The following is a 24,429-nucleotide window of genomic DNA, read 5'->3' as shown; positions in this document are numbered from 1 at the left end:
ACCGTTCTGCGATCGCAATGGTGGATGAAAAGAGCGTCATCCACCCTACATAGCTAGCGGCTGCTTTCGCCACAATGCCGCCGCTGCTTTTATAGCTGCAAGTGCAGTACGTCGATGCCCATCGTCAGCTCGGCAAAATCGGCTGCCTGGCTTGGCTTGTCGATCAGCACCGCCTTGGCCTCGAACCCAACGTTCTCGTCGATCACAACCAGCAGCGCCTGGCTGATCAGCCCGTCTACCAGGTCCAGTCCGGCCAGCGCCTGCAGCTGTTTCCAGGTGTCAGGACCGGCGCCGATGAAGAGGTTCGGCCCCTCAAGCCCCAGTTGCGCGGCAACATGAAAGCCCGCCGCGTTGCTGACGCTGTTGACGAACTCGAACGGCTTGGGCTGCAGCTGATGAACGCACACCGCCTCCAGCAGCGAGCCCATGGTGCCCCGGGCCGGGTGGCGCGACGCCAGGTACAGCCCGCAGGTGCGGCCTATCTTTGCCCTGAGTGGTGCGGTGCACAGCAGCGCCTGCAGGATCAGGCGGTCGATGCGCCGTGGCGTGCTGGGTAGCCAGTGGATCAGCGCGGCCTTCAGGTCCTTGTCGGAATTGTCCGCGTCTCCGCGCACGCTACAGGCGGCTATCACGTTGTGCATGGTGCGCTCCCCGAGCAGCCTTGCAGTACCAGGCTGGCATTGTTACCGCCAAAACCGAAGAAGTTGGCCAGCAGCAGGCTGTGGTCGGCGACTTCGAGCGGCTCTGCCAGCAGTGGCAGCAGGGCTTCCCCTGCGTAGTCACAGGCCGGCAGATGGGCCAGGTTCTGCACCAGCAGCAAGGTTTCGGTCAGGCCGCAGGCGCCCAGGGTGTGGCCCAGCCAGGGTTTGAGCACGCACAGCGGTGGCAGCGCCTCGCCGAACAGCAGGCGCACGCCGTTGCTTTCGGCGCGGTCGTTGGCGCCGGTCGCGGTGCCGTGCAGCTTCACCACGCCGATCTGCTGAGCCTGAGCGCCAGCACTGCGCAGCGCTTCGCGCATCACCCAGTCGATATGGCTGCCGTCTTCGCGGGTGGTGGTCAGGTTGCTGGTGTCGCAGGCGCTGAACCCGCCGAGCAGGCGGGCCAGCGGCGCGGGCCCGGGTTCGAGTGCCAGCAGCGTGGCCGCGTAGGCCTCGCCCAGCACCAGGCCATCGCGCTGCGGGTGGAAGGGCCGGTAGTCGCCGCTGGGCGACACCAGCCCCAGAGCACCGAAGCCTTGTTGGGCGATAGCGCTGGGTGTTTCGAAGGCCAGCACCAGGGCGCGGCGATACAGGTTGGCGCCGACCATCCGCGCGCCGTAAAGCAGCCCGTTGGCGGCGCTGGTGCAGGCGGTGTTGAGGGTGAAGGCAGCGGCGAAGCCCCAGCGCTCACGCAACTGTTCGGCGATCAGGTCGAGGGAGGTCGAATGGTCGGGATGAAAGCCGCCATGCTGCCTGGCGAGCGCTTCCAGCTCATCGATATCCAGGCTGGTGCTGGCGACGATCAAAAGGCAGTCGTCCAGCGCCGCGGGGTCATCGCCCAGGGTTTCGTGAATCAGCCGGTCGAAGTGCTGGTCGCGGCTCTCGTCGCTTGCCACGGCCAGGTATTGCCGCGGCTCCTGCAGCTCATGGAGCATGAAGGTGGTGGTGTGCGGCCGCGCTGCGCTGCGCATGGCCTGGCTGGCCGTGCACAGGTCAGCGCCGAGGGCACTGTGCAGGGCGCCTCGCTGCAGGTAGACGGGCGTCACTGCTGCTGCCTGATGAAGGCCGCGATGCTGGCGATGCTGTTGAGAATCCGCCGGCCGTCCTTGGCGCCTTCGATACGTACGCCGTAGTGTTGCTGCAGCGCCAGCGAGACCTGCAGGGCGTCGAGGCTGTCCATCTGGATGCGGCTCTGCTGGCCGAACAGCGGCTCGTCGTCGTCGATGCTCTGCCAGTCGATGTCGTCTTCCTTGTCGCACTCGCGAATCAGCAATTGCTTGAGCTTTTCTTCTAGTAGTGTGTGGTCCATTGCGTTTGCTGTACTCGTTTGTGGAACAGGAACAAGCCGCTGGCGCCGGCCAGTGCTGCGAACAGCAACAGGCGTACGCACCACGGGGCTACGTCGTTCAGTGAGCCATGGCCCACCAGCAGGGTGAGAAAGGCGTCGAGGGCCCAGCTCATCGGCGATGCGTCCGCCAGTTGGCGCATGGCCTCCGGCATCACGCTCTTGGGTACCATGATGCCGCCTATGGCTGCGAGGATGATATTGATCCCGCCGCCAAGCAATAGGGCTTGTTCACTACTGCGCGCCAGGGCGGCAAGCAGCAGGCCCAGGCAACTGGTGGCCAGTGCGATGCTCGCCGCCAGCGCGGCGTACGCGGCCAGGCTGCCGTTGAGCTCGAGCGCCGACAGGCCAAGCAGCGGCAGGCCGTGCATGCCAATGCTCAAGAGCACGACGAATTGCAGCAGGTTGATGGCCAGGTAAGGCAGCATCTTGCTCAGCGCCAGGGTGCCGAGGCCCAGGCTCAGGCAGCGAAAACGTAGCAGCGCGCCGCTCTGCTGCTCGCGCTGGAAGCTGCCGGCCATGGGCAGAACCACGAAGAACATGCCGAAGATCAGCCACGCCGGCACGCTCATCTGTGTGGCATTGGCCTGATTGCCCAGGTCGCCGCTGGCCAGGCGCTGCCGTTCGTCGATCCGGCTCTCGGTGCGTTGCTGGACCAGTTCGAGCTGCTCGGCCGGTGTCAGGCCTTCCTCCAGCGCGCCGCTGTCCTGCAGGTAGGCGCGCAGGCGGGTCTGCGCCAGTGCGATGGTCACCGCAGCGTGCAGGCGCTGGCGCGAAAGGCGGTCGAACTGCGCAGGGAAACTCAAGCTCGGGCCCTGGTGGGGCGTGTCCAGCAGGCGCTCGTCGAAATCGGCGGCGAGGCGAATGCGGGGCATCTCCGCCGGACCGCTGCCCAGTAGCTGGCTATCTGGCAGTTGCGCCTGTAGCGCGCTCTGGAAGAAGCGGCTGGAATCGCTCTGCTGCGGCGCTTCGAGTACCAGCTCCAGTGGCGGCAGGCGATCCTGCAGGTAGCTGGACATGGCGCCGGCCATGATCACCAGGAACAGCGTCGGCATGATGAACAGCACGGCCAACGCGTGGGGATCGCGCAGCAGCAGGAGTATTTCCTTGCGAACCAGGGCGCGCAGTCTCATAGCCGACCTCCGTTGAGGCGCAGGTAGAGCTGCTCCAGTGACGGGCGGCCGAAGCGCAGCAGGCTGGGGGCCTGCGGCTGCTCGGCGATGAAACGGGTGATCGCCAGCAACTGCGTCACGTCCAACGCGGCTATCCGCACGCCATTGGGCAGGTGTTCGGCGCTGAGACCGAGGCTGGCGAGCAGTGGCGACAGGGCTTGGGGCGCGTGGTGTGGCCATTCCAGGAACAGGCCTGGCTGGTCACCCAGCAGCTGGTGTTTGTCGATGTCGAGCTGCACGCGTCCTTCGTGAAGCAGCAAGATGCGATCGGCCACCTGTTCCACCTCATCGAGGTAGTGGCTGGTGTAGATCACCGCCTTGCCGTCGGCGATCAGCTGCCGGACGGCGGCGAGCAGCAACTGCCGGCTGCTGGCATCGACACCTACGGTGGCTTCGTCGAACAGGTACAGCTGCGCCGGTTGCAGCAGGCCAATGGCGAAGTTGAGGCGTCGCTGTTCGCCGCCGGAAAGCCGCTCTGCACGACGTTCGAGTTTGTCTTCCAGGGCCGTACTGGCGATGCAGCGATCCAGGCGCTGGCGCCGTTCGGGGCCGCGTAACCGATAGAGGTCGGCGAACAGCGCGAGGTTTTCCTTCACCTTCAACCCGCTATAGAACGCCAGTTGCTGCGGTACCAGGCCGAGGCGGCGTTCGCCCTGCCAGGTAATTGCGCCGTTCGAGGGGCGCAGCACGCCGCTGAGCAGTGACAGCAGTGTCGTCTTGCCGGCACCGTTGCTACCCAGCAGGCCCAGGCACTGGCCGGCCTGCACCTGCAGGTCGATTGCGTGCAGCGCCGCCTGCGGGGCATCAGGGTAGCGGTAGCCGAGGTTGCTGAGCTCAAGCACGGACGAGCACCAGCAGCAGTTTGCCATCGAGCAGCAGACCCTCCTCGGCGTGCACGCTGAACGCGTACAGGGCGCCGGCCGGGCTGAGCGCTTCCTGCGCGGCACGGATCTGCAATTGCCCCTCGCGCTGCGAAGGATGTTGATGCAATTGCAGTTGCGAGAGTTTGCCAACCAGGGCCATTTCGATGGCGCTGTCGCTGCCGTATAAGGCACCATGCGCGGCACACAACTGGGCGGCGGCTTCGAACAGCAGGCACGGCGAAGCGTGCTCACCCAGACTGTCGAGGTGGTGCCAGCCGCTCAGGCCACGGATGGAGCTCGCATCGTGTTCGAGCAGCGCATCCAGCCAGAGCGCTTTGCCCTGGTGCGGCAGCAGTGTATGCAGTTGGGAGCGATCCATGGCGGGTATCTGGGCGTGCGAGCGCAGCAGTGTAACAGAGGGCGATTAGGGAGACGTGTGGTGGAGGTCTGGCAATTACTGGTTTTCGTGGCGCTGAGCGTGGTTCTCACGGCGCTGTCCTGGCGGTCGCTGGGCAACCCGCGCAGCCATGGCTTTTACCGCTACATCGCCTGGGAACTGATGGCGGTGCTGCTGGTGCTCAATGTGCCGTTCTGGTTCGAGGACCGCGATGCGGCCCATCAGCAGGTTTCCTGGGTGTTGCTGACCACTTCTCTGGCGGTGCTGTTCGCCGGCATTTACCAGATGCGGCGCTTCGGGCAGGCCGGCGAGCGGCGGCAGGATGACGAGCTGTTCGCCTTCGAGCGCACCTCGGCGCTGGTCACCAGTGGCATCTTCCACTACATCCGCCACCCCATGTACTGCTCGCTGTTGCTGCTGGCCTGGGGCATCGCCTGTAAGCAGCCAACCAGCGTGACGCTGGTGCTGGCGGTGCTGTCGAGTATCGCGCTGTGGCTCGCGGCCCGCTGCGAAGAGCGCGAATGTCTGGCCTATTTCGGCGACGCCTACTGCGGCTACATGGCACGCAGCCGGATGTTCATACCGTTCGTGCTTTGAGAGCCTGTTCATAATCTTTCAGCCCAGATTCGCCGATTTTGGCAGCTAAGTGGCGATAGGGGACATTCGTAGGGTGGACGGCGCTTCATCCGTCCACCGCTCTGCAACCGCAATGGTGGACAAAAAGAGCGTTGTCCACCCTACGCAGTGATCGGCTGCTTTTGCCTTGTAGCTGCTACTTCAGGCGCATAAAGATCGTGAACAGGCTCTGAGAGCTGCCATAAGCCGGTCGCCGAGAGCCGGAGCGCTCGGCGACCACTTCGCTTACTTGACGCTGGCGTACTTACCCTTCAGCGCAACGCCAGCCATGATGGCGCCAGCGTGGCATTCGAATTTGCTGCTGTCGCGGTATTCCTTGTTCTTGTAGTTGCTGGCCAGGTCGACCACGGCATTGGCGCCTGCGGCCTTGGCCGAGTTCTGCAGCTTCACCAGTGCCGATTGCAGCACCCAGCGGCAGGCTTCCTCATCGCTCTTGTTGAAGGCGTTGGTCTTCTGGCTGGTGGTGACGTTGGGATTGATGATCTTGGCGCCGCCCGGTGTCTTGTTCAGGTAGAACTTCACCGAACCGTCGAGACGGCCAGCCTGGGTGGCTTCGTTGACCACTGACTGGAAGTCCAGGAAGTGGGCGGTATCTCGGGCCTGGCTGACGGCTGGCAGCAGGGCAGCGGTGAGAAGGGCAACAGCGGTCCAGGTTTTTGCTTTCATGGGTATCTCCTTGATTTTTACTGGGGCATGTAAAGGGAAGGACTGCTCAATTCCTGCTGGATGCCGCGATCCAGGTTCTGTACCCACCGGTTGTAATTACGGTGGATCTTGCCTCTGCGGTAGTCGAGGTTGTGACTGTCGCGGTAACGGATCGCGTAGGTCGATGCGGTGTAGGGGATGGTCACTTGCGCTTGATGGCTGCGCCGGGTGATCAACGCCAGGATCTGGCCCTGGTCCGCACGCTCAACCGTCCACTGACGGCGCTGCAACGCGGTGAGGATGGCGCGGCGCATGTCGTCCTCGCCCCTTACGGCAGCCGGCGGTGCGCTGTTTTCGATGTCCACCACGGGCTTCGAGGTGCACGCGGTGATGCCCAGAAGCAGGAGGGCGAGCAGGGCGATACGGTTGAAACGAGACATCATCCATGTTCCTTGTCAGTGAACGGTTCGGTTAGCGCCAGCGACGGAAAACCAGCGAGGTATTGACACCGCCAAAGGCGAAATTGTTGTTCATCACGTACTCGTTGCTCATCTCGCGGAACTCGCCGCGCAGGTAGTCAAGCTCGCCGCAGGCCGGGTCGACCTGGTCCAGGTTGAGGGTGTGCACGTAGCTGTCGCGGTTGAGCATCTCGATGCTGAACCACGATTCCAGCGAACCGCAGGCGCCAAGGGTGTGGCCGAAGTAGCTCTTCTGCGAGCTGATCGGCATGCGTGTGCCGAACAGGCTGCTGGTGGCCTGGGTTTCCGCCACGTCGCCCTGCTCGGTGGCGGTGCCGTGGCCGTTGACGTAGCCGATCGCCTCGGGCGCCAGTGCGGCGTCTTCCAGGGCCAGTTCCATGGCGCGGCGCATGGTCGCCTGCACCGGCTTGGTGGCGTGCTGGCCGTCGGCGTTGCAGCCGAAACCGACGATCTCGGCGTGGATGGTCGCGCCGCGGGCCAGTGCATGTTCCAGTTCTTCGAGCACCAGCATGCCGGCACCTTCGCCGATCACCAGGCCATCACGGCCGGCGTCGTAAGGGCGCGGGCTGGTGTGCGGTGCGTCGTTCTTCAGGCTGGTGGCGTACAGCGCGTCGAACACCATGGCTTCGGTGGGGCACAGCTCCTCGGCGCCGCCGGCGAGCATCAGGGGCAGGCGGCCGAACTTGATTGCCTCATAGGCGTAGCCGATACCCTGGCTGCCGCTGGTGCAGGCGCTGGACGTGGGAATCAGCCGGCCGGTGAGGTTGAAGAAGATGCTGATGTTGGCCGCCGTGGTGTGCGGCATCATGCGGATGTAGGAGTTGGCGTTGAGGCCGTCGGCCACCGAGTTGAGCAGCATATTGCCGAATGCCTTGATCTCGTCGGTGCTGCCGGTAGACGAGCCGCAGGCCACGCCCATGCGGCCATCCTTGATCGAATCGTCACCAAGCAGGCCGGCGTCGGTCAGTGCGCGTTCGGCGGCGTACACCGACAGGCGCGACACGCGGCCCATGCTGCGCAGCTGCTTGCGCGTCCAGTGGGCGGGTACGACGAATTCGTCGACCGGGCCGCCCAGGCGGGTATTCAGTTCGCTGAAGCGATCCCACTCGTGCATGACACGAATACCGCTGCGGTTGGCGCGGAAATTCGCGGCGATGCTGTCCCAGCTATCGCCCAGGGAGGTAATGCCGGCCATGCCGGTAACGACTACGCGCTTCATGCCACTTCACTCTTGATCAACACAGACCGCCATTCACGGCGATTACCTGGCGGGTAATGTAGGCCGCCTCTTCGGACATCAGGAAATTCACCGTACCGGCCACTTCTTCCGGGGTGCCCATGCGCGCAGCGGGGATCATCTTGAGAATCTCCTCCAGCGGCACATGCTCGTCGAGGATTTCGGTATCGATCAGCCCCGGAGCGACGCAGTTGACGGTGATCTTGCGTTTACCCAGCTCGATGGCCAGTGCCTTGGCGGCGCCGATGATGCCGGCCTTGGAGGCACTGTAGTTGACCTGGCCGCGGTTGCCGATCAGCCCGGACACCGAGGTGATGCAGACGATACGCCCTGGCTGGCGACGGCGCACCATGGGCATCGTGAGGGGGTGCAGGACGTTGTAGAAACCGTCCAGATTTGTGCGCAGCACCACATCCCAGTCCTCCTCGCTGAGCGCCGGAAAAGCGCCGTCGCGGGTCAGGCCGGCGTTGCACACCACACCGTAAGGTGCGCCATGGGCCTCGACGTCGGCTTCCAGGGCCGTGCGGCAGGCGTCGCGGTCGGCCACGTCGAACTGCAGGATGCGCGCGCGTTGGCCGATGGCTTCGATCTGCGCCTGCACGGCTTCGGCTTCGTCGCGGCGCGAACGACAGTGCAGCACCAGGTCGTAACCGGCACGCGCCAGGCGCAAGGCAATGGCACGGCCGATACCGCGGCTCGATCCGGTGACCAGAATGGTCTCGCTCATGCAGACGGCTCCTGAGTTAAAGGGGGTTCCTGAATATAGGTGGCCACGTCGCGGGGCTGAAACACGTTCAGCCGGGCCTCGACGAGAATGTCCGGGCCTTGCAGGCGGCACTCGAAAACGCACATGCCGTTGTCGTCCTGCAGCGAGCGGGTGGCGCTGATGTGCAGTGTACTGCCGGCCGGGAAACGATCCACGTTGCAGGCGAAATTGCGTGTGCCGAGTAGGAAGCCGAGCTCCACCGGGTGGTTTTCCTGTCGGGCATGGCAGCCGGCGAAAGCCGCCACGCTCTGCGCCATCAGCTCGATCCCGACGCTGGCCGGCAGGCTGCCATCGGCGTTGCTGAACAGGCCGCCCGAGCGCACCACGAGGCGGGTCTCGATGTGGTCGGTGCCGAACTCCAGCACCTCGTCGATCAGAATCATGTCGCCAGCGTGAGGCACCAGCTCGGCGACGGGCCATACACTCACGGCAGGTCTCCTAAAATCAAGGACAGGTTGTTGCCGCCAAAGGCGAACGAATTGCTCATCAGGTAACGCCCGCCGCGGGCGGGCAGCTGTTCGGTGGTATCGGCGGGCACCAGGTTCAGGCGCGGCAGCTGCGGGTCGCCCTTGCCGTCCCAGATGTGCGGTGGCAGTTGCCGGCCTGTGTTGTGCTCGCTCAGGCTCAGCCAACAGAAGGCCGCTTCCAGCGCTCCGGCGGCGCCCAGGGTGTGGCCGGTCAGCGACTTGCTCGACGAGCAAGCCACGCCCGCCGGGAACAGCGCCTGCACGGCGAGGCTCTCCATGGCGTCGTTGTGGGTAGTGGCCGTGCCATGCAGATTCAGGTAGCTGATCTGCTCGGCTGCCAGGCCCGCTGCCGCCAGCGCCTTGCGCATGGCCTGCTGGGCGCCGATGCCCTCCGGGTGGGGCGCGGATATATGGTGCGCGTCGCAAGTGGCGGCGCCGCCGAACAGGGCGATACCGGGCGCCTTATCGGCCTGCTTCGCGTCCGCACGGGTCATCAGGAACAGCGCGGCGGCCTCTCCGATATTGATGCCGTGGCGGTTCACCGAGAACGGCTTGCAGCGCTCGTCGGAGACTGCCTCCAGGCTGGCGAAGCCGTTCAGCGTCAGCTTGCACAGGCTGTCGACGCCGCCGCACAGCACGGCGTCGCAGACGCCCAGCTGCAGCAGGCGCTGGGCGCTGAGCAGCGCGCGAGCGCTGGACGTGCAGGCCGTGGACTGGCAATACACCGGCCCGCTGAGCCCCAGCCAGTCGGCCAGGAAGCTGGCCGGCGCGGTGATTTCCTGTTGGCTGTAGCGGTACTCGTCAGACAGCACGCCGGTGTTCATGAAGCCGGCGATGTGCTCGCCCGCTTCAGCGATGCCCGACGTGCTGGTACCCAGCACCACGGCGATGCGACCGGCACCATGGCGGGCGATGGCGGCCTGGATCTCATCGTGGATCTCCAGGGCGGCGGCCAGCAGCAGGCGGTTGTTGCGGCTTGCCGCCTGTTCGAAGCCAGCGGGCATTGCCGGCAATGGCGCATCCACCGCACCGACGGTGACGCTGCGCCCGGGGATCCAGCCCTCCTGGCGACGCATGCCGCGTGTGTCACCGGCGAACAGGGCGTCGGCCACGGCCTGCTTGCCCTGGCCAAGGGCGCAGACCACGCCAAGGGCATCGAGTCGGGCGATCATGGTTGTGTCTCCAGCGGGCGCACGCGGTACTGCTGCGTGGCGGTGCTCAGTTCGATGGCGCGGCCGGCGCCGTAGCGGATGCGCCAGTCCGGCGCCAGCTGGCGACCCTCGGCGCCTTGCCGCCAGTGTTTGCCGGCGTAGCTGACCGCCAGTTGCTCATCCGGGGTAAGGGCGAACAACAGGGCGGCGAACAGTTCACGAGCAGCGCCATTGGGCGGCAGCAGGCCGTCATTGTGCCAGGTGCCGCCTGCCAGCGACTGCCGCGCCAGCGGCACGCCGAGCGGGTCGAACAGCGACCAGCGAAGGGCTGCGCCCTCGGCCTGGATCACCAGCAGCCAGTCCTGGCCATCGGCGGTGCTGACCTGCAGCGATATCGGTAGCGGCTGCGCCAGTTGCGGGGACGCCTCAGGCAACGGTGTGCGGGCGGCGCATGCGGTCAGCAGCAGGATGCAGGCGAGGGTCAGCAGGTGCTTCATGCCGGCTCCAGCGGTTTGCGCACCGCGGCGTTGACCAGGGTCTCGTTGCGCTGGCCAAACGGCTTGGCCCTGCGAATACCCCAGCGCTCCAGCAGGCCGAAATCCTCCGAGCGGCTCCACCACAGGTAGGGGTACGACACATTGCGCGGGCTGAATGCGAAGCCCTGCTGGCGCAGCATGGCCAGGTACTCGTCGGCGCTTTTCTGCACCTCCATCGGGTGGCGGAACAGCCAGCGGATCACCCAGGTATCGATGTAGTACTTGGTCGACTCGGCGAACAGCAGCAGGCCGCCGGGCTTGAGCACGCGCCAGAATTCGGCAAGCGCCTGCTGCTGCTCGACCAGGTGGTGGAAGGTCTGGTGACAGAAGAGCATGTCGACGCTGGCGTCGGGCAGCTGGATCGCCGCGCAGTCGCTGGCGAGCAACTGCACATCAAGCCCCAGGCGCTGGGCTTCGGCCCGCGAGCAGTCGAGGCTGTGCGGGTCGGCATCCAGGCCGATAATGCGGGTGGGCGCGAAGGCGCGCTGCAGCAGGCCGAAGGATTTGCCCTGGCCGCAGCCGGCGTCGAGCAGCACCGGAGCCTGCGGCAACGGGCCGTCGATCAGGCCGCGCAGGTCGTCGATCGCCACGCGCAGTACATGGTGCTGCCAGACGCGGCTTTGCAGAAACCAGAAACCGAAGCCGGTCTCCTCGACGTAGGTGGCCGCGGCGCGGTTCATCGAAGCGTTCTCAGGCACTGGCGCACAACTCCGCGAGCACCCGCAGGCGACGACGGGGTTCGGCGACGTAAGGGTTGCGCTCGTCCCAGGCATAGCCGGCGAGGATGGAGCTGATCATGGCGCGGATCTCGGGCGATGCATTGGGGTAGTAGATGACGTCCTGGAAGCTGCCGTCGTACCAGCCTTCCACATACACGCGGAAGGTGTCGACGCCGCGTTTGAGCGGGATCGCAAAGTCCTGTTCCCAATCCACCTGCTCGCCACTCAACTGGCGGTGCAGCAGGTTGGCCGCCATGCTCGCCGAGCGCATGGCGATGGTCACGCCGGAGCTGAACACCGGGTCGAGGAATTCGGCGGCATTGCCCAGCAGCGCGAAACCCTTGCCGTGCAGCGCCTTGACGTTGGCCGAGTAGCCCTTGATCTCGCCGACCGGGGTGTCCCACACGGCGTTGCCCAGCACCTTGGTGAGGCTCGGCGTCTCGGCGACGAACTGCTTGAGCGCGGCGTCCTTGTCCTCGGGGTAGCCGTCGAAGCGCTCGGCCAGGCCGACCACGCCCAGCGAGCAGCGGCCGTTGCTGAAGGGAATGGTCCAGAACCACACGTCGCGCAGGGTCGGGTGGGTGGTGATGAGGATCTTCTCGCGGTCGAAATCCGGGTGATCGATACGGTCTTCGATGTGCGTGAACAGCGCCTTGCGCATCGGCAGGTTGGACGGCAGCTCCAGGTCGAGCAGGCGCGGCAACAGGCGGCCGTAGCCGCTGGCGTCGAGCACGAAGGTGCAGCTCACCTGGTACTCATGGCCATCCGCGAGGCGGCGTACCGACAGCAGCGGCTGCGCGCCGCTGAAGTCCACGGCGACGATTTCCTCCTCGTAGCGGATGGTCACGCCCTGGCGCTCGGCCTCGTCAGCCAGCACCTTGTCGAAATTGGCGCGCTGCACCTGGAAGGTCGAACCGAAGCTTTTCGTGAAGGTTTCGCGGAAATCGAAGTCGGTATAGCGGTCGCCCCAGGCGAAGGCCGCGCCGTGCTTGGTCTGGAAACCCGCTGCGCGCACTGCGTCGATCATCCCGGCCTCTTCGACGAAGTCCAGGCAATGGGAGAGCAGGCTCTCGCCGATCGAGAAGCGCGGGAAGCGCTGGCGTTCGAGGATCAGCACCTCGTGACCCTTGCGCTTGAGAATGGCGGCGGCAATGGCACCGGCTGGGCCAGCACCGGCTACGACGATCCGATGCTGTTGGACTTCAGGAGACTTCATAGCGGCGTTTCGCCTCGCTTGTGTAAGCGTGCCGGCCGATCACGGCGGGCAGCAGGGTGGAGAACAGACTCATCAGCAGCAGGCCGAAGTACACCATGGCATCGATCAACTGCAGCTGCAGGAGCAGGTTGAGAAAAACGATTTCGGTCAGGCCGCGGATGTTCAGCAGCAGGCTTTCGTGCCACTTGATCCGCGCCGAGGCGCCGGGCTCGGCCCAGTGCAAACCCAACCAGCTGCCCAGCAATTTGCTGGCCACCGGAGCCACCAGCAGCACGCCGACCACGAACCAGGAATCGGCTGCGCCGATGCCGGCGAAGTCGACCCGCAGCACGCCGCAGGTGAGGATCAGTGGCACCGCCAGGCCGTTCATCAGCAGCTTCCACTGGCGCTGCGGCAGCGGCAGGCGAAACGCCACGCCGAGCGCCGCGAGGCACAGCATGTAGGCGATGCCGAATACCAGGGCGTTGAGCGTGAGCGTGTGCAGCAGCACCATCAGGGCGAAGAACGGCAGGCTGTAGAACAGCGGGTGGCGCACCTTCAGCACGTTGAGCAACAACGGCAGGGCGGCGGCCAGCAGCGGCCACAACAGGCTGGCCGGGTGGCTGCTGCCCTGGGCCAGGCCGAACAGGCTCCAGCACATGAAATCCATGAGGATCGCCGCGTGCAGCAGGCGTTTGGTGGCCGCTGGCGGGTAGCCGATGCTCTGCAGGAACAGATAGAGCACCGGAATCGCGGTGATCGAGAACAGCAGGCCGATACCCACCGCGCTGAGCCAGCTGTACTCGCCCGGCAGCACCCACAGCGCGCAGGCCAGGCCGGCCATCAGCGGTAGCAGGAAGCTTGGCAGGGCGATCTTCAGGCAGGCCGGGCTGAGTTCGAGGTCAACCACGTCGCTGAGAATGTACCCAAGCAGCAGGGCGAAGCTCAGGCCGTAGAGCAGGTCCACCCAGGCCGGTGCCAGCAGGTCCGCTGCGGTCAGGTGCAGGTGTGGCTCGACCCAGCCCAGCAGCAGCGCGGGTATCGCCAGGCTGGCGACCAGCAGCTGGACGACGATGGGGATCAGCCGCCGACCAGCGAGGATGCTCGCGAGGGCATACACCGCCAGTGCCAGTAGCCAGAAACCGAGCACGTTCATGCTGCAGCCTCCCGTTCAGGGTGTGGCGCCGCCCAGGGCGACAGCAGGAAGCAGAACATCAGACCGAGGCTGATCGCCAGGCCGAAGTTGGCGATGGCCGGCGTCTGGCTGATCAGCAGCAGGCCGAACGACAGCCAACTGGAGATGGCCGAGAGCAGCGTGCCGAGCAGGCTGACCGCCGGCCCACCGATGTTCTCGCGCATCAGGATGGCGTAGTCGACGCCGATCGCCGTGATCAGCAGCAGGCCGAACAGGCTGAACAGGGTCAGCGGCTGGCCCAGCCAGCCCAGGCAGGCCAATGCCGCCAGCGCCGCCAGCAGCGGCAGGCAGACCACCCGCAGGGCGCCGCCGATGCCGAACGGGATGCACAGCAGCAGGACGATGGCCAGGCAGGAAATCAGTTTGAGTTCGGCGGCGCTGATCTGGGTGGCGGCAAACAGGCTGTTTAGCTCGCCCAGGCGGTCGACCAGTTGCACCCCTTCCAGCCCATCCGCGGCGCCTTGCAGTACGGTGCTGTCGGTCTGCCCCTGCAGGCTGACGATGGCGGCCACGCCCTGTTCGTCGCGGCCCAGCCATAACCCACGCCAGGGCTCGGCCAGCGGGCTGGCAATGGCCTGTTGCAGGTCAGGCTGAGGCTGCTCCAGCAACTGCTGCAGCTCGGCCTGCAGGGCTTCGGCGGGAATGCCCAGGTCCAGCAGCGGCTGCCAGTGGGCGGGCAGCGCGCGCAGGGCTTCGCGTGCGGCATGCAACTGGTCGGCCGGGGCCAGCAGCTCGTTGAGCGACAGGTAGCTGCGCAGCTGGCCGCTGCCAACCAGCGCGTCGAGACGGGTGCCCAGCGCCTGCTGGCGCTGCAACAACTGCCCTTCGTCGCTGGCGCGAACCAGGAAGAACTGGCTGGTGGGCTGTTGACCGGTGAGTTCGACGATGCGCTGGGACTGGGCGAACAGCGCAGGGTCCTTGCCCAGCCACTGGCGCACATCGTTCTGGCTGTGCAACTGCCAGATGCCGGCCATGCAGAACGCCAGGAACAGCCCCAGCAGCCAGTAGGTGCCATTGCCCTGGCGCAGGCGCCCATGCCAACTCAGCGCCCGCGTGGCCGCGGCCAGCAGGCGCGGCGCCGGGCGTAGCTGCAGGCCGCTGAGCCAGGCGGGCAACAGGCACACCGAGCACAGGTAGGCGCCGATCAGCCCGGCGGCGGAGAACGCGGCGATCTGGGTCAGCGCCGGGAACGGCGTGAAGGCCAGCGCCAGGTACCCGATCAGGTTGGTGCCCAGGCTCAGGCTCAGGCCCGGCAGGGTGCTGCGCAGCGCGCTCCAACTGCGCCATTGGGCACGGCCCCAGCTCTTGCTCAGGTAGTGCAGCGGGTAGTCGGCGGCCACCCCGATCAGGCTGGCGCCCAGCACCAGGGTCAAGGCGTTGATCTGCCCGAAGATCAGCACGCAGGCGGCGCTCCCGGCCACCAGCGCCACGCCGACGGGCAGCAGGCTGAGCAGCACCCGCGGGCGCCGGAAGGCGATCAGCAACAGCAGCAGGGTACCGAGGCTGGCGGCGCCGCCGATCAGCGTCATCTCGCTCATCGCCTTGTTCTGGCCGGCTGCGGCGTACAGCACGCCGCCGGTGGCGAGCAGTTGCCCACCGTCCGCCTCGACGCGCTGGCGCGCCGCGTCGATGCCCCGGGCGATCACCAGTGGCGCCTGCATGTCGAAGGCATCGCCATGGCTGCGCAGGTGCAGCACGGCCCAGCTCATGCCCGCCTCGTTGACCAGCAGGGTGCCGCTGGCCAGGTCCGGCTGTACCCGGCCACCGAAGTTCAGCGCCTGCTGGGCGCGGGCGCCGAGGCCGAACCAGTCCTGTTCCGGAGGCAACAGGCTGAACGAGGCGAACGGGTCGAAAAGCGCCGCGGCGCGTTGTCTGACGAAGGTGTCCGGCTGTTCGATCAGCAACTGGCGGTCGGCGGCGGGCAGCAGGCTCAGGCGGCTGTCCTTCACGTGCTGGCGCAGGGCGTCGAGGTCGCTGTCGAGCTGCCAGCGCACCTGTGCGAAGTGGCCGCTATCGCGCCATTGCTGGCCGAGGGCGGCGGCCAGGGCGACGGCACGCTCGCGCTGCGGGTGGCCTACCAGCACCAGCAGGTCGCGTTGAATCGGTTCCTGCATGCGCGCTTCGGCCTGTTGCAAGCGCGCGTCGCCGGCGCCGCTGGGCAGCAGGGCGAGCATGCTGGCCGCCACCGGCGGGCCGTTGCGCCATTGCCAGGCACTCAGCGCCAGCAACACCAGCAGCAGCACCGCGAACAGCCGCGGCAGGCGGCGTTCGATCAGCGCGTGGCCTCGTTCAGCGGGCAAAATCGCTGCGCTCCTGCTCGCTCAGGGCATCGGCGGTGACACTCGCCGGCATGCGCATCAGTGTGCGGTCGCCCTGGGTTTCGTGCAGTTCGATGCGTTCGACCAGCTCACCACCACTGATGTCGATGCGGCTGAACACCTGCTTGAGCAACAGCGAGGTCGGCGTCAGCGCCAAGGTCCAGGCTTTGGCGTCGCCGCTCAGTCGTAGCCCGAAATCGCGCGACAGGCCGCTGTGGTTGCCCTTGAGCACGTCCAGAAACAGCTTGCTCTGCTGGGCGGCGACATCGCGCCCGGGCTGCATCTGCCAGCCCTCGGCGGTGCGCTTGGCGATGCCGTTGGCGTCGATGCGATAGTGCTGCTGCAGCGGTTTTTCCAGCGTCCATAACAGGCCGGCGTCGGCCGCCAGTACGAAGGTGCCGCTGCTGGTCAGTGGTTTGGGCAGGGCCCGCAGGTGCTTTTCCTGGATGAACGGGCCGCGCACCACCGGGTGTTGCGACAGCTGCCGGCCCAGTTGGTCGAGGGTGAGGGGCTCGGCCTGGCTGCTCAACGCCGTGAGCAGCAGGCCGATCATCAGGGCGATGCGTGCCAGGGCCTTCATCCGATCACCCGCTGCACGGCATCGATGAATACCTTGGGTGAGGCCAACTGCATCTCCCGGCTGGCGATTTCCACTGCCACCTGCACGCTGCTGCCGCGGGTCATGCGCTCGCCGGTAGCGGTGTCGCTGATCAGGTAGTGGATCTTCAGACGGTTCTCCCACTCCACCAGGTCGGCGCACACGGTGATGCGTTGGCCGAACTGGGCGCCGCGGATGTAACGCAGCTGCAGGTCGATCACCGGCCAGGCGTAGCCGCTGTCGCGCATTTGCGGGTAACCGTGGTCGAGGCGGTCGAGCAGCGCACAGCGCGCCTGCTCGAAGTATTTGACGTAGTGGCCATGCCAGACGATTTCCATCATGTCCACGTCGAAGAAGGGCACGAGGATTTCTACCTCTGCCTGCAGAACGCCTTTAGCGCGCATGGGTAGCGTCCTCGAGAGCGATGGCTATCCCTGTGGGAGCGCGCCATGCGCGCGAATCGTGGGCATGGCCCACTCCCACGACAGTCAGATCAGGCATACAGGCTCCAGTGCTGGGCGCGTATGCGTTGCAGGCACAGGCGCAGCTCGCCTTCCAGGGCGCGGTCCTCGATCAGCGGCGGGAAGTCCTCGCCCAATTGCCCATGCATGTCCGCCAGGGCGCTTGGCAGGTGCGTGGCTTCGGCGCGTTGACGCAGCCATACGCCCTGGTTGGCGGCGAGCAGCGTGGCGGCCGCGACTTGCTCGGCCAGCTCCAGGCTGCGCAGGGCGTCGCGGGCGGCGATGGTGCCCATGCTCACCTTGTCCTGGTTGTGGCACTCGGTGGAGCGCGAGAACACGCTCGCCGGCAGGGTGTTCTTCAGTGCCTCGGCGGTCCAGGCGCTGGCGCCGATCTGCACGGCCTTGAAGCCATGGTTGATCATCGCGGTTTCCACCGGGGCGCCGGACAGGTTGCTGGGCAGGCCGTGGTTGTAACGGGTGTCGACCAGCAGCGCGAGCTGGCGGTCGAGCAGGTCGGCGAGGTTGCCGATCAGGTTCTTCAGGCTGTCCATGGCGAAGGCGATATGCCCGCCGTAGAAGTGCCCGCCATGCAGCACGCGCTCTTCGTCCGGGTCGATCAGCGGGTTGTCGTTGGCGCTGTTCAGCTCGGTTTCGATGAACTGGCGCAGCAGCCCCAGGCTGTCGGCCAGCACGCCCAGCACGTGCGGGGCACAGCGGATCGAGTAGCGATCCTGCAGGCGATGCAGTGGTGCGGTCGGCGCGTCGATGGCCAGGTCCTGGCGAATCCACGCGGCGACCTGGTTCTGGCCGGGGTGCGGTTTGGCGGCGAACAGGCGCTCGTCGAAGTGCTCCGGGTTGCCCTGCAGGGCAATCACGTTGAGCGCAGTGATGCGCGTGGCCAACTTGAGCAGGTAGTCGGCGCGGGCATAGGCCTGGCAGGCCAGGGCGGTCATCACCGCGGTACCGTTCATCAGCGCCAGGGCTTCCTTGGGGCGTAGCACAAGGGGCGTCCAGCCCAACTCTGCGTGTACGTCAGCGGCGCTGCGGCGCTCGCCGCGATACATCACCTCGCGCTCGCCACACAGGGTCGCGGCGATGTAGGACAGCGGCGTCAGATCGCCACTGGCGCCCACTGAGCCTTCTTCCGGGATCAGCGGCAGCACGTCGTGTTCGATGAACGCCTGCAGGCGCTCAAGCAACTCCAGGCGAACCCCGGACATGCCCTGGCACAGCGACTGCAAACGGGCAGCCAGCACCGCACGGGTGGCCTGCTCGTCGAGCAGCTTGCCCAGGCCGCAGCCGTGGAAGGTGTACAGATGACGCGGCAGCGCCTCGACCTGATGCAGCGGCACTGCCACCACGCAGGAGTCGCCGTAGCCGGTGGTGATGCCGTAGATCATGCCTTCGCGGTCGAGCAGGCTGTCGACGAAGCGTGCGCCGCGGCCGATGCGATCGCGCCATTCGGCACTGCTGTCCAGCGCGCCGCGCGCCGTGCGCTGGGCCAGGCCGACGATCTGCTCAAGACGCAGCGGCTGTGCGCCGAAGGTAACGGTTTCAGGCTGCTTTGTTGTCATGGTCATTCCAGAACGGATAGAAGTTGAACCACTGCTGCGGGGCTTGCAGGCAGCGTTGTGCCAGGTGGTCGGCGTAGCGTTGCGCCCACCCCTGGATGACCGCCTGGCGCTCGCTGCGCTTCCACTGCACGGTATCGGTGAAGGGTTGCAGCATGACCTGGTAGCGGCCGTCGATCTTCAGGCAGTCGATCAGGTTCACCGGGCACTGCAGCAGCCCGGCGAGCAGCCAGGGGCCTTGCGGCAGCGGCGCCGAGTGGCCGAGAAAATTCACGTCGACGGTGCGCTCACCGTGCAATGGCACGCGGTCGCCGGCGATTGCCAGCCATTCGCCGCGCTCCAGGTGATCGGCCAGGCGCATCATCACTGCGGGGTCCAGCTCGCTGACCTGGATCAGCCGCAGGTTGTTGGCGCCGCTTTCCTTGAGCAGGCGGTTGAACTGCTCCGCGTGGCGGGTGTGCACCAGCACGTTCATGCGCACCTGGGCGCTCAGCTCGGCCAGGGCGCGGCACACCTCGAGGTTGCCCAGGTGCGCGCCGACCAGCAGTTGGCCGCGAGTGCCGCTCATCTGCCCGTGCAGGCCATGGGGGTCGATCAGCTCGATATCGCTGAAATTCAGGCGGCCACTCCAGACGTCGAGCTTGTCGAGCAGGCTGTCGGCGAAGGCCATGAACTGGGCGAACACCGAGCGGCGGGTCGGGCGCAGCTCGGCGCGACCGCTCCAGCTCGCCAGATTGTGTTGATACTGGCCAATGCTGCGGCGCGCCTTGGCGCCGAACAGGAAGAAGTAGGCGACGATCAGGTACAGCAACGGGCTCAGCACGCGGCGGCCGAGGTAACGGGACGCCAGGGCGGTGAACTTCATCGCCGCGAAACTGCCGCGCTCACGCTGCCCGGCCCAGTGCTTGCTCTGGTCCATCAACGCCACCGCCGGTAGAGCAGCACGGGCGCGCGGCAGAGCATGCCGAAGAACAGCCGGGTGTGCATTTTCGAGATCAGCACGTTGTCCTGCCAGAGGCGAAAGTGCGAAACGCCGTCCTCGGGGTAATGCACCCGGGTCGGCAGCCAGCGCATTGGCTGCTGTCGCCAGGACAGGCGCACGAGAATCTCCGAGTCGAAGTCCATGCGCGAGCCCAGTTTCGCCGAATCGATCAGCGCCACGCTGGCGGCCAGCGGGTAGACCCGAAAGCCGCACATGGAGTCACGAATCTGCAGCGACAGGCTGTTGATCCACACCCACACGTGGGTCAGGTAGCGGGCGTACAGGCGGCCCTTGGGCACGCTGGCATCGTACTGGGGGTAGCCACACACGATCGCGTCGGGGTGGGCGCGCGATTCGTCGAGAAAGCCGGGTACCGCTTGCAGATCGTGCTGGCCGTCGGCATCCACCTGCAGCGCGTGGCTGAAGCCCAGGCGCTGCGCTTCACGCAGGCCGGCCATCACCGCGCCGCCCTTGCCCCGGTTCGCCGGCAGGCGCAGCAGGTAGGTATCGGCCTCGCCGGCCAGCCGGTCGATCACCGCGGCGCAGGCCGGGCCGGAGGCATCGTCGACCAGCAGGCAGGGCAACCCGGCGGCCAGCAAGGTGGCGACCACGCCAGGCAGTGGCCCTTCGTGGTTGTACACCGGGATCAGCGCGCAGGGGCGATGGTTCAGGCCGCTCATGACGCCGCCCTGAGCAGGATGCGCCCGGACGAGCAATTGGCCTCGCCGTTGCGGAAGGTGAAGTACAGCTTGCTGCGCTCGACGTCGAAACGCAGGGTCAGTTGCAGGCGGTCGCCGGGGCGAACGAGTTGCTGGAACTTGAGCACTTCCATGCCACCGAACAGCGGTGGCAAGTCGCTGATCAGGGCGCGGGCGAGTTGCTGCGCCCAGTCGATCTGCACTACGCCCGGCAGCACCGGGGTGCCGGGAAAGTGGCCGCTGAAGTGCGCCAGGTCCAGCGGCACGTCCAGCTCCAGGTGCCATTCGCCGGCCTCTTCCCGGGCGCTTGCCGGTTCGACCCGGGTCGGCCTGGCGGCAGCCAGCAACTCGTTGACCTGCGCCTGGCCCAGCTTGCCCTGGCTGCTGTACGGCAGGTGCGGTAGCAGGCGCCAGCGGCGCGGCAGGGCGATTGCTTCGCAGTGGCCGGCCAGGTGCTCGCGCAGGCCTTCGGTCAGCTTGCGGCGGCCCTGGTTGCGCAGCACGTGCAGGCCCTCGGGCGACAAGGCCACCAGTGCGCCGAGAAAGGCTCGGCCCTGCTGCAGCACGCCCAGGCGCGCTTCGCTCACCCAGGCATGCAAGGCCAGCGCCTGTTCGAGCAGCGGCAGGGAGATGCGTTTTTCCTCCAGCTTGACGATGCGATCCAGGCGCGCGCCGAGCGTGAAGCGGCCGTCGGCACCGATCTGCACGGCGTCGGCCATCTGCTCCCAGTGGCCGGCCGGCAGGTAGGGCGAGCTGAGACGCAGGGCGCCTTCGTCATTCAATGCCAATTGCACATCGGCGAATGGTTGCCACTGTTCGCCGCCCTGGCGCCAGGCGATACCGCCGGTCTCCGAGCTGCCGTAAATTTCCGTCGGCCACTGCCCCAGGCGCTGCTGCACCGAGGCAGCGGCCTCTGCCGGCAGCGCGCCGCCCGAGGAGAACACCTGGCGCACGCGGCCCAGCGCTGCCCAGTCGAGGTTGTCGCCCATGCGCTTGAGCAGCGCCGGGCTGGTGACCCAGGCAAAAACCGGGTGCGGCAGGCTGGCCAGTTGCAGGTCTTCCGGGAAGGGCAGAGCCTTGGGCAGAAACACGCGGCCGGCGCACAGCGGCCAGAGCACACGGAACAACAGGCCGTAGATATGCTGGGCGGCCACGCTGCCGATGATCAGGGCATCGCCGAGGCGCTCGCCCCACAGTGCTTCCAGCGCCTGCACTTCATTGGCCAGTTGGCCGAGGCTCTTGTCGATCAGCTTGGGTTCGCCACTGGAGCCTGAGGTGCACAGCGTCAGCCGGCAGCGTTCGCGGTCGAGCTGCCTGGCGTGCAGCGGCGCAGCGGTCGTCGCCTCGTCGAGTCGTTCGACCCACAGGTCGACCTGGGCACCCAGGCGCTGGCGGGTCTGCGGCTGCGCATCGGCGGGCAGCAATACGTGGATGTCGGCCTGCCAGGCGGCGAGCAGGGCGATGGCCAGCTCGGCGGCATCCTCCAGGTGCAGGGCCACGCGCCGCACCCCTGCCGTCTGCCAGCAGGCGGCGAGGCTCAGGGCGCGCTGGCAGAGCTCGGCATGGTTCAGTTGCGGCGTGACCGGGCGACTGGCATCGGCCTTCAGCAGCAGGTCTTCGAGGTTCAGCCAGCTCATGCGTATCTCCTCACGCGTTGACGTACCAACCATTCGCCGGCGAACAGCAGGCCCATCAGGAGGTAGGAAATCAGGCCGGTATACAGCGCCCACCAGGCCAGCGGCGCCCATAGGTTCAGCGCCACCACCAGCAGACCGTTGGCGAGCATGAACACGGCCCACACCTCGGTGACCCGGCGGGTATAGCGCACGGCGACCTCGGGCAGCTCCGGCTCACGCAGGCGGGCCAGGCGCTCGGCCATCGGCATACCGATCTTCAGGCTGCTGGCGAACAGCAGGCCAAGCAGCACGCTGACCAGCACCGGGTACCAGCGCAGCAGTGCCGGCTCGTCGGCGAGCACCAGCAACAGGCAGAACACCAGCACGGCGCCGGTCATCTGCTGGCTGTTGCGGTCACGCGGGTTGCTGAGCAGCCGGGCCAGCCACAGGCCGCCGAGCAGGGCAGCGAAGAGTGTCGGCGACAGGTGGCCGGCACCAAAGTACACGGCGAACGGGTAGGCCACGCTGACCAGCGCGACCAGCAGGCCAAACAGACGGCTCATGCCGGTTCCGCGTTGACCAACTGGTACACCGCTTCGACCACGTCACCGACGGTGCGTACCGACTTGAACGCTTCGGCGGCGATTTTCTTGCCGGTCTGTCGTTTGATGTGGTCGATCAGGTCAACGGCATCGATGCTGTCGATTTCCAGGTCCTCGTAAAGGTTGGCATTCAGGCTGATGCGCTCGGGGCTCAGCTCGAACAGCTCCACCAGCGCGTCCTGCAAGGTGGCGAAGATTTCGTCACGGGTCTGCATGCGGGTGTCCTCAGGCTGCCTGGCGACTGGCAACGAAGGCCGCCAGGCTGGCCACGTTGGCGAAATGAGTGCGCGTATCCTTGGCTTCGGCGTCGATCTTGATGCCGAAACGCTTCTGGATCGCGAGGCCCAGCTCCAGGGCGTCCACCGAGTCCAGGCCCAGGCCCTCACCGAACAGGGTGAGGTCGTCATCGATGTCCTGGGGGGTTACATCCTCCAGGCCGAGCGAGTCGATGATCAGGTGTTTGATCTCAAGCTGTAGAGCGCTCATCTGTGGCGAGCTCCTTTATGAAATGCTGATGCAAGTGGTCGTTGAGTTTGCGGGACGCGACAGGCGCCGATCCCATGGCCGTGAACTGCGCCGGATCGATGTCCTGGCCCACTCGCAGGTGAATGTGAAAACGTCGCGCCGGAATGCGGTACCAGGGTTCCGCCTTGGTGAGCGTGGTGGGTGTGACGCTTATCACCACCGGGGTGATCACACGGGCGCCACGCAAGGCGATGGCCGCGGCGCCGCGGTGGAATTCGGGCGGGCTGCCGGGCGTGGTGCGCGTGCCTTCCGGAAAGATCACCAGGGTCTGGCCCTGCTGCAGCACCTCGGCGGCTTCGTCGAGCATGTCCATGCTGCCGCTGTTGCTGATGTACCCCGCCGAGCGGATTGGGCCGCGCATGCAGGGGTTGTTCCACAGGCTTTGCTTGACCACGCAATTGGCGTTGCGGGTGAAGGCGATGGTGACCACGACATCGATCAGCGAGGGATGATTGGCAATGATCATCTGGCCTGGGCGACCGAGGCGCTCGGCACCTTCGACCTGATAGGTGAGCACGCCACTGCGGTGCATGAACTTGACGAAGGTACGGAAGTTCCAGCTGACCACCTGGCGGGCACGGCGTTGCTGGGCCGCGGCGTCGCCGGGCAGCAACGACAGTACCGGAAACACCAGCACACGCAGCAGGACGCCGCCGATGCCGAACAGGGTGAAGCTCGCCGCTGTTGCGATAAGGCGCCACCAGTAGGGTGGGCTGTAGCGCTTCACGGGGTCTTGTGTGACCAGGTCCATTGGCGCTCTTTCCAGGTGTGTTCAAGGGTTTCACAGTCGTTGCACAGCCCCTGTATCAGGCTCAACGGGTGCGGCCAGTCGGCGCGCGCGCCAGTGCCCGTGCGCAGCTGCAGTTGCCAGTCGTCACCCGGCACCAGCAACAGGGCCAGGGCATAAGGGAACGGAACATCGTCAATGAACGGCGCGTAAAGTTCCGGCTGGCCCTCTTCGCCGATCACCAGCAGTACCGCTGGGGCACCCTCGGCAAGCAGGGTGGCGGCCTCCAGCATGGCCATTTCCAGGGCGTCGCCCTCGCCGGCCAGCGCCGTCATTTCGCTGGTGTCGCCCCGCATGATCGACCACTGACCGATGATCGCGTTGTGCACGGAAAGACTGAACTGTGTGGGTGACAGCGGTTCTGCTGCTGCAAGGTCCTGAAGAATGCTGAGGCTGCGCGGGGTCTCGCCGTGGCGCGAAACGTACACCAGCGGCAGCGCCGAATGCCCTTCGGCCAGCGGCCACGCCACCTGGAAAACCATGCGCGCGAGGCGACTCAATCGGCGCCGCTGCAAGGCAGGAAGGAAGCTGACATCGGGTTGCTCACCGCCGTCGGGCAGCCGTCGGGGTGCCTTACTCCAACCGAGCCAGTCATCCGTACTATCCAGGCCGGGAGCCCAGGCACGCCATTGATCGATCCTGAAATGCATGTCTTGATGAAACTCTGCTTGGCCCGCCGGGCATTTCCTTGTCTGGACGACTGCCCTGTGCGACAAGAGCCTTGTCGATGGGAGCGATGCTGCGTGGCATTATCCGGGTGATGTCCTGGC

General features: G+C 66.3%; 29 protein-coding genes. 1 reads left to right on the top strand and 28 read right to left on the bottom strand.

All coding sequences use genetic code 11. From position 1 onward, the window contains the following. Positions 1-89 precede the first annotated feature (89 nt). The 6 genes from ACZ0AV_RS11940 to ACZ0AV_RS11915 are packed head-to-tail and all read right to left on the bottom strand — an operon-like array spanning position 90 to position 4,457. Positions 90-641 carry a hypothetical protein gene (locus ACZ0AV_RS11940; protein ID WP_499151218.1) on the bottom strand — a complete coding sequence of 184 codons (552 nt, stop codon included), beginning with the start codon at positions 639-641 and terminating at the stop codon, positions 90-92. Then, complete coding sequence (locus ACZ0AV_RS11935; RefSeq protein ID WP_499151217.1) at positions 629-1,744, bottom strand: beta-ketoacyl synthase N-terminal-like domain-containing protein; 1,116 nt, start codon at positions 1,742-1,744, stop codon at positions 629-631. Before ACZ0AV_RS11935 ends, ACZ0AV_RS11940 begins: the two co-directional genes overlap by 13 nt. Next, entirely contained in the window at positions 1,741-2,007 is a 267-nt protein-coding gene (locus tag ACZ0AV_RS11930) for an acyl carrier protein (protein ID WP_308841621.1), read from the bottom strand. The genes ACZ0AV_RS11935 and ACZ0AV_RS11930 overlap by 4 nt, the downstream gene beginning before the upstream one ends. Beyond that, on the bottom strand, positions 1,989-3,176 hold the full coding sequence (locus ACZ0AV_RS11925; protein ID WP_499151216.1) for an ABC transporter permease: 1,188 nt from the start codon (positions 3,174-3,176) through the stop codon (positions 1,989-1,991). Before ACZ0AV_RS11925 ends, ACZ0AV_RS11930 begins: the two co-directional genes overlap by 19 nt. Beyond that, positions 3,173-4,057, bottom strand: coding sequence for an ABC transporter ATP-binding protein (locus ACZ0AV_RS11920; protein WP_499151215.1), 885 nt, complete (start codon positions 4,055-4,057; stop codon positions 3,173-3,175). The genes ACZ0AV_RS11925 and ACZ0AV_RS11920 overlap by 4 nt, the downstream gene beginning before the upstream one ends. Continuing rightward, complete coding sequence (locus ACZ0AV_RS11915; protein WP_499151214.1) at positions 4,050-4,457, bottom strand: beta-hydroxyacyl-ACP dehydratase; 408 nt, start codon at positions 4,455-4,457, stop codon at positions 4,050-4,052. The genes ACZ0AV_RS11920 and ACZ0AV_RS11915 overlap by 8 nt, the downstream gene beginning before the upstream one ends. 60 nt (positions 4,458-4,517) lie before the next feature. Here ACZ0AV_RS11915 and ACZ0AV_RS11910 point away from each other — a divergent pair, with 60 nt between their 5' ends. Beyond that, the gene (locus tag ACZ0AV_RS11910) at positions 4,518-5,072 is read left to right on the top strand and encodes a methyltransferase family protein (protein WP_499151213.1); all 555 of its coding nucleotides are present in this window, start codon (positions 4,518-4,520) and stop codon (positions 5,070-5,072) included. A 264-nt stretch (positions 5,073-5,336) separates the two neighbouring features. Here the strand turns inward: ACZ0AV_RS11910 and ACZ0AV_RS11905 are convergent, their stop codons facing one another. The 22 genes from ACZ0AV_RS11905 to ACZ0AV_RS11800 form a co-directional block, all read right to left on the bottom strand. Next, the gene (locus ACZ0AV_RS11905) at positions 5,337-5,777 is read right to left on the bottom strand and encodes an excinuclease (protein ID WP_499151212.1); all 441 of its coding nucleotides are present in this window, start codon (positions 5,775-5,777) and stop codon (positions 5,337-5,339) included. A 17-nt stretch (positions 5,778-5,794) separates the two neighbouring features. Further along, positions 5,795-6,196, bottom strand: coding sequence for a hypothetical protein (locus ACZ0AV_RS11900; protein WP_499151211.1), 402 nt, complete (start codon positions 6,194-6,196; stop codon positions 5,795-5,797). Positions 6,197-6,227: 31 nt separating this feature from the next. Continuing rightward, positions 6,228-7,454 carry a beta-ketoacyl-ACP synthase gene (locus ACZ0AV_RS11895; protein WP_499151210.1) on the bottom strand — a complete coding sequence of 409 codons (1,227 nt, stop codon included), beginning with the start codon at positions 7,452-7,454 and terminating at the stop codon, positions 6,228-6,230. Positions 7,455-7,470: 16 nt separating this feature from the next. Beyond that, positions 7,471-8,199 carry a 3-oxoacyl-ACP reductase FabG gene (gene fabG / locus ACZ0AV_RS11890; RefSeq protein ID WP_499151209.1) on the bottom strand — a complete coding sequence of 243 codons (729 nt, stop codon included), beginning with the start codon at positions 8,197-8,199 and terminating at the stop codon, positions 7,471-7,473. Then, positions 8,196-8,666: a hotdog family protein gene (locus tag ACZ0AV_RS11885; protein ID WP_499151208.1), complete on the bottom strand. Its 471-nt coding sequence runs from the start codon at positions 8,664-8,666 to the stop codon at positions 8,196-8,198. The genes fabG and ACZ0AV_RS11885 overlap by 4 nt, the downstream gene beginning before the upstream one ends. After that, entirely contained in the window at positions 8,663-9,877 is a 1,215-nt protein-coding gene (locus ACZ0AV_RS11880; RefSeq protein ID WP_499151207.1) for a beta-ketoacyl-[acyl-carrier-protein] synthase family protein, read from the bottom strand. The genes ACZ0AV_RS11885 and ACZ0AV_RS11880 overlap by 4 nt, the downstream gene beginning before the upstream one ends. Continuing rightward, the gene (locus tag ACZ0AV_RS11875) at positions 9,874-10,353 is read right to left on the bottom strand and encodes a DUF3261 domain-containing protein (RefSeq protein WP_499151206.1); all 480 of its coding nucleotides are present in this window, start codon (positions 10,351-10,353) and stop codon (positions 9,874-9,876) included. The genes ACZ0AV_RS11880 and ACZ0AV_RS11875 overlap by 4 nt, the downstream gene beginning before the upstream one ends. Next, positions 10,350-11,072 (bottom strand): class I SAM-dependent methyltransferase, encoded by a 723-nt coding sequence (locus ACZ0AV_RS11870; RefSeq protein ID WP_499153349.1) that lies wholly within the window; start codon positions 11,070-11,072, stop codon positions 10,350-10,352. Before ACZ0AV_RS11870 ends, ACZ0AV_RS11875 begins: the two co-directional genes overlap by 4 nt. Positions 11,073-11,082: 10 nt before the next feature. Further along, positions 11,083-12,327 (bottom strand): NAD(P)/FAD-dependent oxidoreductase, encoded by a 1,245-nt coding sequence (locus ACZ0AV_RS11865; protein ID WP_499151205.1) that lies wholly within the window; start codon positions 12,325-12,327, stop codon positions 11,083-11,085. Then, positions 12,314-13,462: a cation:proton antiporter gene (locus tag ACZ0AV_RS11860; protein ID WP_499151204.1), complete on the bottom strand. Its 1,149-nt coding sequence runs from the start codon at positions 13,460-13,462 to the stop codon at positions 12,314-12,316. The genes ACZ0AV_RS11865 and ACZ0AV_RS11860 overlap by 14 nt, the downstream gene beginning before the upstream one ends. Continuing rightward, the gene (locus ACZ0AV_RS11855; protein WP_499151203.1) at positions 13,459-15,801 is read right to left on the bottom strand and encodes an MMPL family transporter; all 2,343 of its coding nucleotides are present in this window, start codon (positions 15,799-15,801) and stop codon (positions 13,459-13,461) included. The genes ACZ0AV_RS11860 and ACZ0AV_RS11855 overlap by 4 nt, the downstream gene beginning before the upstream one ends. Then, positions 15,791-16,399 (bottom strand): outer membrane lipoprotein carrier protein LolA, encoded by a 609-nt coding sequence (locus ACZ0AV_RS11850; protein ID WP_499151202.1) that lies wholly within the window; start codon positions 16,397-16,399, stop codon positions 15,791-15,793. Before ACZ0AV_RS11850 ends, ACZ0AV_RS11855 begins: the two co-directional genes overlap by 11 nt. Next, a complete protein-coding gene (locus ACZ0AV_RS11845; RefSeq protein ID WP_499151201.1) occupies positions 16,396-16,821 on the bottom strand; it encodes an acyl-CoA thioesterase in 426 nt (141 codons plus the stop codon). Before ACZ0AV_RS11845 ends, ACZ0AV_RS11850 begins: the two co-directional genes overlap by 4 nt. 89 nt (positions 16,822-16,910) lie before the next feature. After that, on the bottom strand, positions 16,911-18,452 hold the full coding sequence (locus tag ACZ0AV_RS11840; RefSeq protein ID WP_499151200.1) for an HAL/PAL/TAL family ammonia-lyase: 1,542 nt from the start codon (positions 18,450-18,452) through the stop codon (positions 16,911-16,913). Then, a complete protein-coding gene (locus ACZ0AV_RS11835; RefSeq protein ID WP_499151199.1) occupies positions 18,433-19,368 on the bottom strand; it encodes a lysophospholipid acyltransferase family protein in 936 nt (311 codons plus the stop codon). The genes ACZ0AV_RS11840 and ACZ0AV_RS11835 overlap by 20 nt, the downstream gene beginning before the upstream one ends. Next, on the bottom strand, positions 19,368-20,111 hold the full coding sequence (locus tag ACZ0AV_RS11830) for a glycosyltransferase family 2 protein (protein ID WP_499151198.1): 744 nt from the start codon (positions 20,109-20,111) through the stop codon (positions 19,368-19,370). The genes ACZ0AV_RS11835 and ACZ0AV_RS11830 overlap by 1 nt, the downstream gene beginning before the upstream one ends. Beyond that, on the bottom strand, positions 20,108-21,766 hold the full coding sequence (locus ACZ0AV_RS11825) for an ApeI family dehydratase (protein WP_499151197.1): 1,659 nt from the start codon (positions 21,764-21,766) through the stop codon (positions 20,108-20,110). The genes ACZ0AV_RS11830 and ACZ0AV_RS11825 overlap by 4 nt, the downstream gene beginning before the upstream one ends. After that, on the bottom strand, positions 21,763-22,308 hold the full coding sequence (locus ACZ0AV_RS11820; RefSeq protein ID WP_499151196.1) for a COG4648 family protein: 546 nt from the start codon (positions 22,306-22,308) through the stop codon (positions 21,763-21,765). Before ACZ0AV_RS11820 ends, ACZ0AV_RS11825 begins: the two co-directional genes overlap by 4 nt. Then, positions 22,305-22,562: an acyl carrier protein gene (locus tag ACZ0AV_RS11815; protein ID WP_499151195.1), complete on the bottom strand. Its 258-nt coding sequence runs from the start codon at positions 22,560-22,562 to the stop codon at positions 22,305-22,307. The genes ACZ0AV_RS11820 and ACZ0AV_RS11815 overlap by 4 nt, the downstream gene beginning before the upstream one ends. Positions 22,563-22,572: 10 nt before the next feature. Continuing rightward, the gene (locus ACZ0AV_RS11810; protein ID WP_499151194.1) at positions 22,573-22,833 is read right to left on the bottom strand and encodes a phosphopantetheine-binding protein; all 261 of its coding nucleotides are present in this window, start codon (positions 22,831-22,833) and stop codon (positions 22,573-22,575) included. Beyond that, positions 22,814-23,623 carry a lysophospholipid acyltransferase family protein gene (locus tag ACZ0AV_RS11805; RefSeq protein WP_499151193.1) on the bottom strand — a complete coding sequence of 270 codons (810 nt, stop codon included), beginning with the start codon at positions 23,621-23,623 and terminating at the stop codon, positions 22,814-22,816. The genes ACZ0AV_RS11810 and ACZ0AV_RS11805 overlap by 20 nt, the downstream gene beginning before the upstream one ends. After that, the gene (locus ACZ0AV_RS11800; protein WP_499151192.1) at positions 23,596-24,309 is read right to left on the bottom strand and encodes a beta-ketoacyl synthase chain length factor; all 714 of its coding nucleotides are present in this window, start codon (positions 24,307-24,309) and stop codon (positions 23,596-23,598) included. Before ACZ0AV_RS11800 ends, ACZ0AV_RS11805 begins: the two co-directional genes overlap by 28 nt. Between the last annotated feature and the right edge of the window lie 120 nt (positions 24,310-24,429).

It is taken from the genome of Pseudomonas sp. AC532 (assembly GCF_979258965.1).
Note: the sequence above shows the minus strand (reverse complement) of the source record. Positions and strands in the feature narration are given on the sequence as shown.